Genomic DNA, 14,061 nt, shown 5'->3' with positions numbered 1-14,061 from the left:
GATAGCTAATGAGTTTGAAACCTTTATCCAGCTCTTTCCTGATTCTGGCCAGTTTGCTGGCCGTTCCGGTACTTGCCGCAGTACCTGTTGTTGAGTCTTTGCCAACGGCAGAGGTTGTCAGAGAAACCGCTCAGGATGCCACTCCAGTGTCAGCGCCAGAGAGTGTTGAACGTGTCATTCAGAGTGCGCAGACTCAGCAGGTTTCTGAAGAGAATAGCCAGCCCCGGTCGCAATCGGCAAACAGCACGGCTTATTTTCTCAATCAGATAGAAGAACTGCGCAAAAGAAACATGACTCTTGAGGGGCGTGTTGAAGAGCTGGAGTTTCAACTCAGGCAGAACGAAGCGGAGTTTCGTGATCGTTACCTGGATCTGGATGCCCGTATCAGCAGGGCGATGGGTGATCAGCCTGCATCTGATTTGACCGGCGATCGCTCTGCCAATATCAGTCAGGCAGCCGAACCGGGCAATTCGCCGGTTCAGCTGCCTGCCCGTCAATCACCTGAAGAGTTGATGGCTGGGCGTGAGCAGACTGAGTATCAGGCGGCTTTCGGGTTGATCCGTGATCGCAAATTTGATCAGGCGCTGGTCGCTCTGCGCAGGTTGCTGGAAGAATACCCTGATGGAAAACTTTCCGATAACGTACAGTACTGGCTGGGCGAAGTGCTGATGGCCCAGGGAAAGCTTGAGCCTGCCCGTGATGAATTCAGAGTTGTCATGGAGCAATACCCGGACAGTGACAAGGTGCCTGACGCAGCCTATAAGCTGGGTCGGTTATACGACTTGCTGGGTGACAAGGCTGAAGCCCGAAAGTACCTTGAATCGGTAGTCAGCCAGTACCCCGAAAGTTCGGCTGCAAGGCTGTCTGATACTTATCTGCAGAGTATGTCGGATAGCTGAGACAGGAACTTGCCAGGCTAACCTTTAACACCATGCTTGCATGGTGTTTTTGTTGGTGTAGCATAATTTTGCACTCTCACTGCCAGTTAGCTACCCTTCGTTGCTGATTAATACCCTGCTTTGCTGATTAATAAATAGTATCTCTCATGTTTTCTGAATCCCTTCGAATTTCTGAAATTTTTTACTCTCTTCAGGGGGAGTCCAGAACCTCCGGGCTGCCAACGGTGTTTGTGCGGTTGACAGGCTGCCCTCTGCGTTGTAACTGGTGCGATACCGAATATTCCTTCTCCGGGGGAGAGCGCAGGACGATTGACAGTATTCTGCAGCAGGTTGCTGGCTATGGCGCTAAATATGTCTGTGTCACCGGTGGTGAACCGCTGGCGCAGCCCGATTGCCTGCTGTTGCTTAAGTGTCTGGCAGATGCAGGTTATGAAGTTTCTCTGGAAACCAGTGGTGCGCTGGATCTGGCTGAGGTGGATGCGCGAATTGTCAAGGTGATGGACTTGAAGGCTCCCGGTTCCGGTGAGTCTGGAAAGAATCTTTATCAGAATATTCAACATCTGGATCACAAGGATCAGGTGAAGTTTGTGATTGCTGACCGTGCTGATTATGACTGGTCTGCCAGCAAGCTGATTGAGTATGATCTGGCCGGAAAAGTATCGGATGTGTTGTTCTCCCCGGTCAGTACCGGAGTGGAGCCAGCGGAGCTGGCAGAGTGGATTCTGGCTGATCGTTTACCGGTACGGTTTCAAATTCAGTTGCACCGGGTAATCTGGGGCGACAAAACAGGTGTCTAAGGAGATTGAAATGTCTAAAAAAGCAGTTGTGCTTCTGTCCGGAGGTCTGGATTCCACGACAGTTCTGGCGATGGCAAAGGATCAGGGATATGAATGCTACACCATGAGCTTTGATTATGGTCAGCGTCATCGTGCCGAGCTGAACGCATCAAAGACGGTGTCTGAGGTGCTGGGTGCAAAGGACCATAAAACCCTGAAGATGGATTTTCGGGATATTGGTGGTTCTGCCCTGACCGATGATGAGATTGATGTGCCAGAGGATCTGGATGAGGGTATTCCTGTGACCTATGTTCCGGCACGCAATACGGTATTTCTGTCTCTGGCCCTGGGCTGGGCAGAAGTGCTGGGGGCCAGGGATATCTTTATCGGTGCCAATGATGTTGATTATTCTGGCTATCCGGATTGCCGGCCAGAATATCTGGATGCCTTTGAAAAAATGGCAAATCTTGCCACTAAAGCGGGGGTCGAGGGTGACCATTTCCATATTCGGGCGCCCCTGTTAAAACTGACCAAGGCTCAGATTGTTCAGGAAGGGGATCGTCTGGGAGTAGACTATGGTTTGACCGTATCCTGCTATCAGGCTGATGAGGACGGTCGTGCCTGCGGGGTATGTGACAGCTGTCGTTATCGCAAGAAAGGTTTTGAAGAAGCCGGGCTGTCTGACCCTACCCGTTATCAGCTGTAGCGGGGCTGCTTTTTTAAGGGGCTGTCTGGGAGGACCGCTCCTGACAGTCATTAATCACCGAATGTATACACGACAGTGTTTAATACTAAATTATAAGTCATATGACTGGAGATAGAACCCAGAAGGCCATAGTCGTTATAGGTGCGTGCAAAAGCAAAGCCATTTACTGTTGCGAAACTAGCTTTGACAAACGCATCAGGTTCGGTCAAATGAATCAGGCCGAAGAAACCGGAGCTTAAGCAGCTGGCTGTAAACTTTGCATTGTCCTTCTGTTGAAATATGTAATTTGTCATTTTGTTGGCCAGGTTGTGAACAATGCTGCGACACAAAAGCTCTTCAAATATTGTGCATGCAATAACTGGATAAAATAAGGTTCTTCCCTGTTTTAAGTGGGTAGTTTTCAACGATGTACGCCAGTGGGGTACAAGTCCAAGCCTCCAAGATGAAAGTAGATCGCTGTCTTATATCTTTCACGGTTTCGAAAGCCACAAGCCCGATTCTTCAAACTCTGAATCTTGCTGTTCACTCCCTCTGCTCGACCGTTATTAGCCTCAAGGACAATAGCGTTGATGATACCCCACAAGTGCTCTTTGACCGTTCTGGCAACTTCTTTTATGGGCTCAAGCCGACATCTCTGCGCCCAGCATAGCCACCTCTTCCAGGCCTTGATTGCCCAAGCTCTGGACTTGTAATTCCATAAGCTCATTGCCATTTGCCGGATGGCCCAGGCGCGAGCTGTTTTAAGTGTCGAGTTTCTCAGTGGTTCGAAGTTATCCCACTGCTCTTCAGACATGTTTTCAGGGTTAGTCAGCCAGTCGTAGCGAGTCCCCTTAAGCAGCTCTACACCTTGGTTTACAAGGGCTTTGTTCTCTTCTATCCGAACCTTGTTGACAGCTTTACCCAGAGACTGAGCAACGTGAAACTTATCAAATGCAATCTTCTGATCTGCGTCTGGAACATTCTCACTGACTGACTTGATGTAAGCCTTGGACATGTCCATCGTCACGCATTCGATCCCCTCTTTATGGTCATAGGGCAGTGTGTCAAAGTACTCGTTGAGACTGTCACTTTTACGGTCATCAGAAACGTGAATAACAACGCCTTGGTCGTGGTCAGTGACCACTGTGACGTATTCATGATGCTTTTGAAATGAGGTTTCATCAACAGCGATTCGTTTTGGTGGCTTAGCATCACGACGAGCCAGTCCTCTCTTCACTGCACGCTGCTGAATACCGTCTATGGCATTCCAACCAAGCTTCATTTGTCGTGCAACTGCCTTCGTAGTTGCCTCCTTTAGCCAGTCAATAACAAGGGCTTCAAACAGAGCTGTATATCGAGAGTCAGATTCAGCCCAGGGCACATTGATGGCTAACACCTTATGCTCAGGGCACTGGGTCCGTGGAACCCTGGCAACTAGAATAGTCTGAAACTGACAGGTATCCAGATGACGCCACTTCTGAGTGATGTGGTCGTAGCCAGAGCAGGGCTTATCGCAAACACTGCATTTGCAGGCCTTTTTACCATTGTGTTCAATGAATACCCGAACCTGTTGATCCTGTAATGACAATTCAACTTCAGAAACGAACCAAGGAGACTCAATACCCAGTATTTGAGAATAGAGTTGCTTATCACGCATCGGTGCATCCTTGCATTGAGTGCTTCAGAATATAATAAATCACCCACTCAAATTGAGGAAGAGCCTAAAATAAAGGAATGGGAGTCCCGCTTCTGGTGCCAGAATCTTCTTGCTCGCTAAATATGGATGAAATGACTATAAAGGCCGTGACTGAACGCAAGAAAAGGAAGCTACCTTGCTTGAGACCAGCCCAGACTGCAGGAGCAGAATGTGCTACGAAATTTGATATTTTGTTAGAAGTAGAGATGGTCCAGCTTTTCCAGCCATTTTTTACGGACTGACTTTTGTTTTCATCATTCTGGCTACCTGGCACGAATGATACCTGAGGAGGCACTGTGCTTGTTGAAATCATCCCTTTGTTCTCCTGACGTTCGTTATAGAGAGCTAACAAATTTTTGGACAGTGTTGAATGGTTTTTTATTCGTCTGATAACCGATTTGTCAGTGATTCTTACGGGATAACTTCACCATGGCGTGCTGTATTATCTTACGGCGGGCTGGGTGAGTGGTTTTTTGCTGGATTCTCAATGAATTCCGGCGCAGGCTGCCTCTGTCGACATCGTGTGGTAGAATGCCCCGCAATTTGACGAGACAGGTCGTTAGTACAGGATTTATGAGCGCAGTGAGTAGCAGAGACTTTGTTAAGAGTCACCTTCAGGGGCAGTCCATTGACACTCTGGATGCTGAGCGGGAAGAGGCCCTGAAAGAGCGGGTTCGGCAACTTCTTGATCGCGAAAATGCGGTTCTGGTGGCTCACTATTACACCGATCCGGTCGTACAGGCATTAGCTGAGGAAACCGGTGGTTTTATTGCCGATTCTCTTGAGATGGCGCGTTTTGGTAGTCGTCACCCGGCGTCTACATTGGTGGTGGCCGGTGTTCGTTTTATGGGTGAAACCTCCAAGATTCTGAGTCCGGAAAAGAGAGTGTTAATGCCTACGCTTGAAGCCGAATGTTCCCTCGACCTGGGTTGTCCGGTGGATGAGTTTTCTGCATTCTGTGACCAGCATCCGGATCGAGTCGTTGTCGTCTATGCCAATACCTCTGCAGCCGTGAAAGCGAGAGCGGACTGGGTAGTGACTTCCAGCTGTGCGCTGGATATTGTTGAGCATCTGATGGATCAGGACAAGAGGATAATCTGGGGGCCAGATAAATACCTGGGCAGCTACATTCAGAAGCAGACGGGTGCCGATATGCTGTTGTGGAACGGCAGTTGCATTGTCCATGAAGAGTTCAAGGCAAAGGGCATCGTTGACCTGAAAAGGGTTTATCCCAATGCGGCTGTTTTGGTTCATCCTGAGTCACCTGATGCAGTGGTTGAAGTCGCAGACGTTGTTGGCTCAACCAGTCAGCTGCTCAAGGCTTCTCAGGAGCTGCCAAACGATACCTTTATCGTGGCGACTGACCGGGGGATTTTCTACAAAATGCAGCAGGCCTCTCCGGACAAGTCGTTTATCGAAGCGCCGACGGCAGGTGAGAGTGCAACCTGTAAAAGTTGTGCGCACTGCCCGTGGATGGCGATGAATACGCTGGAAGCTCTGGTTCAGTGTCTGGAAAATCCGGGCGAGATAAATACGGTTGAAGTGGACGATAGCCTTCGTGTCCGTTCTCTGGAGCCGCTGCAGAAGATGCTCGACTTTACTGCTTCAATGGCAAAGTGAAGTCGGAAGCTTTAATCAACAAACAAGCCGGAAGGTCACAGGCTTTCCGGCTTGTTTGTTATGACTGACCTATAAAATTCGCTTTTCGCTTTCCGCTTTTTCTTGATGTTATAAGTGAGCAGCCGATGTTTCTTTCATGGTTTGGCAACTGACGCAAGGACTCAGGCAATGAAAACGGAACCTTCCATTCGCCGACAGTATTCAGGTTTTTCTGGCGTTGTTTACAAGCTGCTGGATAAAGCCAGACGTATTATTCGTTTTATGGGGCTGCGTTCAGTAAAGCCTTATCCCCCCAATGCTCCTTCATTAATGTCTCGTGAATCCAGCCCTCAATATGAAGGAAAAGGGTTGGCTGATCGTAAGGTTAGCCCTCTTTCTTTCAGCGATAGAGGGGCGTGGCTGGATAAGTTGTGTAATAAATACGTTGGTTTTCGTGCAAATAATAAGAACCTGCATTCACTATTAAGTGATTTAAGTCAGGTTGGGGCGGGGCGCTACCAGAGCGAACCGGATGAGCTGTTCCAGTGCCGGTTAAAAAAAGCAATGGTAATGAGTGGGCTTGGTTCTCTGCTTCCGGATGAGGGGCTGTCGAGTGATAAAGGGCGAGGATTACAGCCTTCCATCAAGATGGAGCAAATTCAGAAACTGGGTGATTATCTGGGGATGAAACCGACAGAGTTTTACCGAAGTGTCGTTTCTGGTCAGTCTGGTCTGGCAGGGAATTCAGATGATGTTGGGTCATTTCTGGTGAATAATCTGCGCAATCAGCCGGTAAAAAATGCACTTGATGCCCGAAACTGGTATCTGTTTTCTCGTGCTTACCTTGATGAAGTGAGTGATGAGGTGCTGGGTTCTGTGGGCTATGACATGAGCCAGAAAAAATTGTCAGACTGTATCCCGGATTTAGGGATTGAAAAAATGAATGCCAGTTACATTGAAAATCTGAATAAAACGATAAGCTCAATGGATAAGGCTAAGCCAACGGCTGCAGAGACGGTAAAAAAATTCTGCGAAGATCATGGTATTGCTTATATTCCAGGTCAAAAGACAGTTGCCTTTGATGCCAGTGACAAGTTACACCAGAGCCTTTTTCTTTTGCAGTACTTACGCAATTCGTACGAGTCCAGCAGGCTTGCGACAGCACTGAAAGGCAATACCAAAGATCCGGACAAGCTTAAGGAGGTGCAGCCTGAGATAAAGCTTGCCGGTCAGTTGAGTGGGCATATGAGGGAGCTGACTGACAGAGTTGCTCAGAATCTGATGAAAAAGTCGATGCCAGACAGTTATGCGGTGCCACCAGAACATGCCCCTCAGCAAAAAAATCCTTTTTCTTACCAGCAGGTCTTGCTGCTTGCGGATGATAATCGGTGCTACTGGAACAGTGACGATAATCAGCCCCGGCACGGGCGGCAGGATGAGAAACCACTTGAAAGCTTTGAAGAGTACCTGCAGCAATCATAAAGCCTGTTCTGCCGCCTGTTCTGCCGCCTGTTCTGCCGCTTCGCTGTGCTGCCCACTTCCAATGCGCAGAGAGGCTCAGCTGTTCTTCAGCTTATTTCGATAGGCATATATGTCACTGAGTTTTTTCTCAATTCGGGCCGTCAGCGCATAATTATTGCCAGCCAGCTTTTTGGCGTACTGAAGGTGCTTGATGGCATCATCAAGGTTGCCACTTAGAAAGAAAAACTCTGCTCTGGACTGATGCAAGCCGAGAATATCGTCTGCCTGACCCTGGGCTTCTGCCAGGTAATACCAGATATCGGGGTCGTCCGGTCGACTGCGGCTCAGGGTCTGCAGCGTATCCCTGGCACCGGTAAAGTCTTTGCTTTCTGTTTGCAGTTCAGCCTTTGTGAACATCAGGGGATAGTTATCCAGATAGACCTTTAATGCCCGGTCGATACGGTCAAGAGCCTCTTTGTGTTTGCCTTGGGCTGACTCGAGTCGGGCTTTGGCCATGATCATATAAAGGTTGTTCGAGTGCTTTTCCAGTAGCGTGTTCAGCGCTTTCTCTGCTGTGGCGTAATCTCTGCTGAGATAGCTTGCCAGTGCCAGGCCATAGCGGGTGATATCCGGAGCACTGGTATAGCCATCCTGCAGTTCGTTTTGCAATTGTTTGGCAAAGGCTGTCGGGTTTTCTGCACTGAGGGCAAACAGTCGCATGCGCACCAGTTGATAGTCCACACTGCCGTTGGTTCCCTTGGCGGGCATTTGTGCGGCCCTGGCCCGGGAGTCAGCGATCCGGTTGTCAGTGACCGGGTGAGTCAGCAGAAATTCCGGTGGCCGACTCTGGTAACGACTGGACCGGTTCATTTCTTCAAAGATTTCCGGCATGGCATTGGGGTCAAAGCCTGCCCTGGATAAGGTGATGATGCCGATGTTATCCGCTTCCCGTTCGAACTGACGGCTGAAGCGCAGGCTGCTGCTCTGGATACCGGCAATGGTGGATGACAGTGCCGCAACGCCGGCGTCGCTTCCCGCTGTCGCCATCAGCACCACCGAAGCAATAATAGCTGCTGCAGTTGGGATGCTTTTGCGTTGGGCTTCTTCAACATTCCGGGCGTAGTGGCGCTGGCTCAGGTGGGCAAGTTCGTGCGCCATCACTGCGGCAAACTGAGCTTCGTTATTGGCATTGAAAAACAGGCCGGTGTTGACACCAATGATACCACCGGGTGCAGCAAAAGCATTGAGGGCCGGGCTGTCGATAATCATGGTCGACAGTCTGTGATCCTGAAGGCCACTGTGTTCAGCCAGTCGATAGGTCAGGCGCTCCAGATAGTCCTTGGTTTCTGCATCGCTGATGGTCGGTGTGCGACTGCGCAGGTATTTAAGGTAGGTCTGACCCAGCTCGTACTCCTGTTGTGGAGAAACAATGCCTGACGTGGTGTCGCCCAGGCTTGGGAGTTCGATAGGGGCCGCGCTCACAACTGCTGAGGAAAGTCCAAGCCAGGTGCTAAGCAGGGCTGCCGTGAGGTAACCCGGTCGCTTCATAGAATGTCCATACTCGAGTGATGTCGGGTGCAATGTATCGTTAACGTTGCGGCAATACAAAATAGATTTTTACGATTTTACACATCATCGACGGAGGAAGGTAATCTATTAGGGGCAATAAACAGAAAATGTAATGAATTCTTTACACTCTGTTATCTCCAGACAGCGGGGCATGATGCCGACAAATTGCGTACAATACGGCGTGTTATCAAGAGTTTGCAACAAGGTCTGTTTCTGATGGAACCTCTGTTGTACCACGGGAGAGAATAACCAGCCATGGTTGAAGTTGATCTGGAACTGGATCTCAAGGGAATGAACTGTCCTTTGCCATTGCTCAAAGCAAAACAGGGTTTAAAACAGTTGCGTAGCGGTCAGGTACTCAGGGTTCAGGCGACGGACCCGGGTTCGGTCCGGGATTTCGAAAGCTTTGCCCGAATCAGCGGCCATGAGTTGATTTCATCGGAACAGGTGTCGGGCGTATTTATTCACACACTGCGACATAAATAAGGGATAGTTAAGGGATAGTACGAATGCTGGATACTATAAAGGGGTGGTTGCACCGCTATTTGTCAGATTCTGAGGCTCTGGTGCTTCTGCTTCTGCTGGTAGCAGGTTTCGCCATTATTCTCACTATGGGCAATATGCTCGCCCCTGTGTTTGCAGCGCTGGTGCTGGCGTTTCTGATGCAGGGCATGGTGAACTGTTTACAGAACCGGGGGCTGGGTCACAACTGGTCGGTTACACTGGTATTTGTGCTGTTTGTTACTGTTCTGGTTGTTGCCCTGTTTCTGCTGGTTCCTCTGGTCTGGCAACAGGTCAGCTCACTGCTGAATGAGCTTCCCCAAATGGTGACCCATGGTCAGGCCTGGCTCAGAGAGCTGCCTGAGCATTTTCCTGCGTTTATTTCTGAGTCTGAAACGGCAGCCGTCACCGAAAGCATTAATGGATTGATTGCCGGGCTTGGGCAGTGGGCCTTGTCATTCTCACTGGCCAACCTGACCAACGTGATGGCGTTGCTGGTCTACCTGATTCTGGTACCCATTCTGGTGCTGTTTTTTTTGAAAGACAAAGACCTTCTACTGGACTGGATTGGCAGTCAATTACCCAAGCGTCGTCGTGTGATTAATCAGGTGGCGAACGAAATGAACAGTCAGATTGCTAACTACATTCGCGGCAAAGCGACTGAGATAGTGATTGTTGGTGGTGTCAGCTTTGTGCTGTTTGCCCTGATGGGACTGAACTATGCTGTACTGCTGGCTACTCTGGTTGGCTTTTCTGTTGTTATTCCCTACATCGGTGCGACGGTTGTGACCATTCCTGTAGCGTTGATTGGGCTGTTTCAGTGGGGCTTTGGTCAGCAGTTTACCATTTTGATGATCGCTTACTTATTTATACAGGCCCTGGACGGCAATGTTCTGGTTCCACTGCTGTTTTCGGAAGCCGTTAATCTTCACCCGGTTGCCATTATCATTGCAGTTCTGGTGTTTGGTGGCTTCTGGGGTTTCTGGGGCGTGTTTTTTGCCATCCCTCTGGCAACATTGCTGAAAGCGGTGATGAATGCCTGGCCAAGGGTTCAGGATGTTGATGCGTGATCCAGGAAGCTCTAAAAGCCACAGCCCCGAAATAGGCTGTGGCTTTTTTTTCGTTTGAAAAGATGGAAACGTTTTGGTTAAAGACAGGAGCTGTATTGGGTGTTGTCACATTCGCCAGCAGATTCATTGGTTATCCGTTGAAAGACATCCATGGGTATATATATTTCTACAAGGGAAGCTGGTGGCTGTTCTGCTTGTTCGCGGGCTGGTTCCTGTCTGTTTCTTCGGGAGGTGGATGACGTTGGAGTTCTGAAACTGAGGGAGAGGGAGATGGGAGTCCACGCTCTGACCCAGGTGTAATGGTCAGTGTGAAATCTATTGACTCTATTCAGGACCTGCGGGAGCTGTGCCAGTTGTTCTTCCTGCTGGTTATTGGTTGTGTATACCGTCAGGAGGAAGTTAATAACGATATTATGGCCGTCATCTTCCGTATTGAAATAGCTGAAATCAAAATTAAGGGGAGGGGACTCTGTATTTCTATTATTGCGTAAGTGGCTAATGATTCGGTTAAAATGTCTATGTATCGGTACAGTGTTGTGTTGATTATTCGGAAGGAAGTACGCCACGGAGCTGACCATAAAGTAGTGCGGGGTCGAGTCCTGCCTTACACTGACCGGGATATTGGAGTGCAGATCCATTAAATAATGAGATATCAAATTCATCTGAACATCCCAGAGCCTCCTCAGTTCCATGTCCGGGCTGCGGCGCCCTGATCCTTCAAACTGCTCAGCAAGGTTGTCGATTGAGAAGACAGGGTTCTGGTTGTAAATGGGTACCAGAGGTTTCTGGTAAAAGGATCTGTTGTGCGCAAAGTTGATCAGCGCTGTTTGCTCCAGTCTCAGGCTAACCGGGGCAGAGTGGGCAAACTGAAAATGGATGACACCGGTGCCTCCCCATTCGGCTTCACCTAATCGTAGCAATATATTAGAAAGTTCGGGCCTTCTTACAGAATGAGGCCCGGGGTTTGTAGTCCTTGAGTTGGGCAGACTTATTATTAAAGAAACTGTTCGCTCGTCAGGGTGTCGCATGTTCAGGGAACGGTGTCGCCAGTTAGTGATCAGGCCTTCACTCTGGAGTTCGCTGACCAGGTTTTCCAGGTTTCTTCTTATTGAAGGGGTTGATGCTGAGTCATCGGGGGTGATATGGATATACAGTTCATGCTGGCTCCCAGTCGGGTTTTGGCACTCTATATGGGTAGGGCCCGAACCGTTATGGACTATCTCTTCGATGCTGTTGTGAGCCAGCAGGCATTCAATGCGGTGCAGTGCAAGAAGTATGGTTCTGCTCAACTCTCTTTCCGGGTAAGACTGGCTTCGACAATAATTGTCATAAAGATATTCAGTCACATCATCCCACGGGAACAATTCCGGTCCACCGGAAATAGTGAATACGTAGTGTCCCTGTATATCTTTTTTGTACACCCTTTCCAATATGTACCTTGGGTGCGGCAAAATAATCTGTGAAGAAAAGGATGAGAAAGCAGAAAGAGAATGCAATCTTTCAATATCAGGAAAAACTGCTTTTCTCATTGCAAGTATCCGGACAAACTCCTGAGTTTCAATGAAAAAGCTTATCCTTTTGCCTGTGGAGTTTGTGTAAGTCACTTTGTAGAAAATGGCATAAGCCTCACCAGAAGTAATGCAGCATAGGATCAGACATGCCCAGAAGAACCTGTTTATTTGTATAAACCTAAGAATCATAAAAACTTCTCATTTAATAGCTACAGGGTTGTTATTCACCCCCCCAGTAGTCAATGGATAAAAGCAAGTCTGCTTTAAATGAACAGAAGTAAAATGTAGACATTAACTGTTCAGGCGCAACGCTCTGCGACAGGAGTAGTGTATTCGCTTTAAAGGCACGGGCAGGTTCACATTTGACCAGACGTTAAAAGCAACTATAAATAATCGGGAATTGAGGAAGTGTGACTTTCACTAATTAGGGAACATCTGATAAAGATACATATTATGCTAAAGAGTGGATTGTATTTACAAAAAACTGCATATTTCATTAATGCAATGATTATGCTTTGGTGTTCAACTTTATCAGCCCAGCAAATAGTGCCTGGTCAGAATGCCTATCATGATCCTGCTTTAAACAACGAAAAACTATATAATCTGCCAGATTTTAATACTGCCCCATTAACTCAAAAAAAACATAACAGTTATCTGCCGTCTTTCATTGAAACGACTCCGTCAATCGGTAAAAACCAGACTTACCTGATACCCGGCACCACAAAGGTTATCACTATTGACTGGTTGCACCCCTTTAGCAGTAAAGAAAAATTCACTGAAACAAAAAGCTCAGAGATTGAGTCCACACCTTCAGAAAAAATTATTACTTCTACCGGTTATATCTATATCGGTGAAACTTCAGACAGCAAATCTTTTTCACCACCAATGCAATCTTATTACGTTAAAAGTGGAAAGAGTTCTCGTGATCAAGAGTTCTTGATGCAATTGCAAACATCATTGGAGCTTTATCCTGCACCTTCAGTGAGTCATGTCTACAGCAGCTCATTGCCGTTGAATAAACTGGCAGGAGAGCAAACCGCAATTGAAAACAAGCTGGCAGAAATAATAAGCGTTACAACGTCTCCCTTATCATCTTCCGAAACCAGCGATGCTACAGCCACTGGCATCCGGTTAGCTACCGGGATCAATGCTTCAGCGGCATCAAACTATCGTGTTTATCCAACGAGCGTGTCGGTATTGACCACAGAGGAGCTTCATAAAACAGCATTAATTACTCAGGAGCCCCAATCCCTTCATAAAGTTAATGAGGAAGACCCTGATCGTGAAAATTACAATTCAAGAAACCACTGGGCAGAGGGAAAACCGGAAGACTACGATAGGATTATTGAAGCCTGTAACACCGAATATTGGGTTCATCTTAAAGGGGTTAAAGGCAGAGATTACAAGCAGTATCGACTAGGTTCACAATTAATGGAACAAATGACAGCTGCAGCGAATAATTTTCAGTTGCTAAAAAGGTTACCTGGATCGTATTTAGAGTTCATAAATGAGAAAGAAGAGATGAGGGAGATTTGGAAAAGCAAGAAACAGGATGGCAATGTTAAGCAGTATGGAGATGTTCAGCTGGATGAGGACTTGAAAGAGGGAGAATGGTTTGTACGTACGAGTCTGAACTCTCTGAAGGAAACCCGCCCAATAACCATCGGTGACGAAGAATTAGCAAATGGCAACAGAATTTACAAAAGTGCCAGGGAGATTTATCTCTCTATGCCAACGGCTGATATCAAAAAACATACCCCGATTGTACCTATTGGTTACGATGGATTAAAAGGCAAGCTGGATAAAGATATATATCTTTATTTGTTTCCATGGAAGAAGCTGAATCCGGATAAGGAGTTTCGGGTGTTTGTACACCATGACCGGGTTACAGCTATATCACAACAATATCTTTACCAGCGAAATGAACTGTTAATGAACTTGCCACTGGAAGAAAGGCAGGCACAGGTCGAAACGTGGGCTCGACAGATTATAGAATACGTTGATAACACAGTAGTTCCTTCTATAACCCATATTTCCTCCTATTCCATTGACTTAGCCATTACCGAAACTGACGATGCAGACGATGAGATTTATTTCATAGAAATTAACCCTTTCGGAAAGGAATATGCATCCGGTTCTGCTTTGTTTCACTGGATTAAAGACGAAGAAATACTCTACGGTCAGCAACAGGAAAATACCGTACATTTTCGTTACACAATTGAGTCCGACATGTGACTCCTGCCCCATCGGATGATGAAGGTGTTGGGAGTCGCTTCGCTCGTCCCAACATACAA

General features: G+C 47.7%; 13 protein-coding genes. 8 read left to right on the top strand and 5 right to left on the bottom strand.

The features are described 5' to 3' along the window. The first annotated feature begins 8 nt into the window (after positions 1 to 8). The 3 genes from ybgF (at position 9) to queC (ending at position 2,381) form a co-directional block, all read left to right on the top strand. Complete coding sequence (ybgF, locus tag NX722_RS12845; protein ID WP_262568318.1) at positions 9 to 899, top strand: tol-pal system protein YbgF; 891 nt, start codon at positions 9 to 11, stop codon at positions 897 to 899. Between the two features lie 146 nt (positions 900 to 1,045). Beyond that, a complete protein-coding gene (queE, locus tag NX722_RS12840; RefSeq protein ID WP_262568317.1) occupies positions 1,046 to 1,696 on the top strand; it encodes a 7-carboxy-7-deazaguanine synthase QueE in 651 nt (216 codons plus the stop codon). Positions 1,697 to 1,706: 10 nt separating this feature from the next. Then, positions 1,707 to 2,381 (top strand): 7-cyano-7-deazaguanine synthase QueC, encoded by a 675-nt coding sequence (queC, locus tag NX722_RS12835; RefSeq protein ID WP_262568316.1) that lies wholly within the window; start codon positions 1,707 to 1,709, stop codon positions 2,379 to 2,381. Positions 2,382 to 2,431: 50 nt separating this feature from the next. On the opposite strand, the gene NX722_RS12830 is transcribed toward queC, so the two are convergent. The 3 genes from NX722_RS12830 to NX722_RS12820 all read right to left on the bottom strand — a co-directional run bounded on the left by NX722_RS12830 (position 2,432) and on the right by NX722_RS12820 (position 4,369). Next, positions 2,432 to 2,785, bottom strand: coding sequence for a CPBP family intramembrane glutamic endopeptidase (locus tag NX722_RS12830; protein WP_262568315.1), 354 nt, complete (start codon positions 2,783 to 2,785; stop codon positions 2,432 to 2,434). After that, positions 2,782 to 4,017 (bottom strand): ISL3 family transposase, encoded by a 1,236-nt coding sequence (locus NX722_RS12825; protein WP_262563604.1) that lies wholly within the window; start codon positions 4,015 to 4,017, stop codon positions 2,782 to 2,784. Before NX722_RS12825 ends, NX722_RS12830 begins: the two co-directional genes overlap by 4 nt. 64 nt (positions 4,018 to 4,081) lie before the next feature. Further along, a complete protein-coding gene (locus NX722_RS12820) occupies positions 4,082 to 4,369 on the bottom strand; it encodes a hypothetical protein (protein WP_262568314.1) in 288 nt (95 codons plus the stop codon). Between the two features lie 260 nt (positions 4,370 to 4,629). On the opposite strand from NX722_RS12820, the gene nadA reads away from it, so the two are divergent. Beyond that, entirely contained in the window at positions 4,630 to 5,676 is a 1,047-nt protein-coding gene (nadA, locus tag NX722_RS12815) for a quinolinate synthase NadA (protein WP_262568313.1), read from the top strand. Between the two features lie 168 nt (positions 5,677 to 5,844). Continuing rightward, a complete protein-coding gene (locus tag NX722_RS12810) occupies positions 5,845 to 7,137 on the top strand; it encodes a hypothetical protein (protein ID WP_262568312.1) in 1,293 nt (430 codons plus the stop codon). Positions 7,138 to 7,212: 75 nt separating this feature from the next. Here NX722_RS12810 and NX722_RS12805 read toward each other — a convergent pair whose 3' ends face one another. After that, complete coding sequence (locus tag NX722_RS12805; protein WP_262568311.1) at positions 7,213 to 8,598, bottom strand: M48 family metalloprotease; 1,386 nt, start codon at positions 8,596 to 8,598, stop codon at positions 7,213 to 7,215. A gap of 342 nt (positions 8,599 to 8,940) precedes the next feature. On the opposite strand from NX722_RS12805, the gene NX722_RS12800 reads away from it, so the two are divergent. Both NX722_RS12800 and NX722_RS12795 read left to right on the top strand, forming a co-directional pair. Then, on the top strand, positions 8,941 to 9,171 hold the full coding sequence (locus NX722_RS12800) for a sulfurtransferase TusA family protein (RefSeq protein ID WP_262568310.1): 231 nt from the start codon (positions 8,941 to 8,943) through the stop codon (positions 9,169 to 9,171). A 23-nt stretch (positions 9,172 to 9,194) separates the two neighbouring features. After that, a complete protein-coding gene (locus NX722_RS12795; protein ID WP_262568309.1) occupies positions 9,195 to 10,256 on the top strand; it encodes an AI-2E family transporter in 1,062 nt (353 codons plus the stop codon). Positions 10,257 to 10,333: 77 nt separating this feature from the next. Here the strand turns inward: NX722_RS12795 and NX722_RS12790 are convergent, their stop codons facing one another. Continuing rightward, entirely contained in the window at positions 10,334 to 11,686 is a 1,353-nt protein-coding gene (locus NX722_RS12790; protein ID WP_265442355.1) for a hypothetical protein, read from the bottom strand. A 534-nt stretch (positions 11,687 to 12,220) separates the two neighbouring features. On the opposite strand from NX722_RS12790, the gene NX722_RS12785 reads away from it, so the two are divergent. Beyond that, positions 12,221 to 14,002 carry a cell division cycle 123 family protein gene (locus tag NX722_RS12785; protein ID WP_262568307.1) on the top strand — a complete coding sequence of 594 codons (1,782 nt, stop codon included), beginning with the start codon at positions 12,221 to 12,223 and terminating at the stop codon, positions 14,000 to 14,002. The last annotated feature ends 59 nt before the right edge of the window (positions 14,003 to 14,061 follow it).

Origin of the sequence: Endozoicomonas gorgoniicola (assembly GCF_025562715.2) — a bacterium.
Taxonomy (GTDB): domain Bacteria; phylum Pseudomonadota; class Gammaproteobacteria; order Pseudomonadales; family Endozoicomonadaceae; genus Endozoicomonas_A; species Endozoicomonas_A gorgoniicola.
The sequence above is the reverse complement of the archived record's forward strand: the minus strand, read 5'-3'. Positions and strand labels throughout refer to the sequence as shown.

Bases quoted from the DNA above. Each gene is read 5' to 3' on its own strand.
- ybgF (WP_262568318.1), top strand. From the start codon at position 9: ATGAGTTTGAAACCTTTATCCAGCTCTTTCCTGATTCTGGCCAGTTTG.
- queE (WP_262568317.1), top strand. From the start codon at position 1,046: ATGTTTTCTGAATCCCTTCGAATTTCTGAAATTTTTTACTCTCTTCAG.
- queC (WP_262568316.1), top strand. From the start codon at position 1,707: ATGTCTAAAAAAGCAGTTGTGCTTCTGTCCGGAGGTCTGGATTCCACG.
- NX722_RS12825 (WP_262563604.1), bottom strand. From the start codon at position 4,017: ATGCGTGATAAGCAACTCTATTCTCAAATACTGGGTATTGAGTCTCCT.
- NX722_RS12820 (WP_262568314.1), bottom strand. From the start codon at position 4,369: ATGATTTCAACAAGCACAGTGCCTCCTCAGGTATCATTCGTGCCAGGT.
- nadA (WP_262568313.1), top strand. From the start codon at position 4,630: ATGAGCGCAGTGAGTAGCAGAGACTTTGTTAAGAGTCACCTTCAGGGG.
- NX722_RS12810 (WP_262568312.1), top strand. From the start codon at position 5,845: ATGAAAACGGAACCTTCCATTCGCCGACAGTATTCAGGTTTTTCTGGC.
- NX722_RS12800 (WP_262568310.1), top strand. From the start codon at position 8,941: ATGGTTGAAGTTGATCTGGAACTGGATCTCAAGGGAATGAACTGTCCT.
- NX722_RS12795 (WP_262568309.1), top strand. From the start codon at position 9,195: ATGCTGGATACTATAAAGGGGTGGTTGCACCGCTATTTGTCAGATTCT.
- NX722_RS12785 (WP_262568307.1), top strand. From the start codon at position 12,221: ATGCTAAAGAGTGGATTGTATTTACAAAAAACTGCATATTTCATTAAT.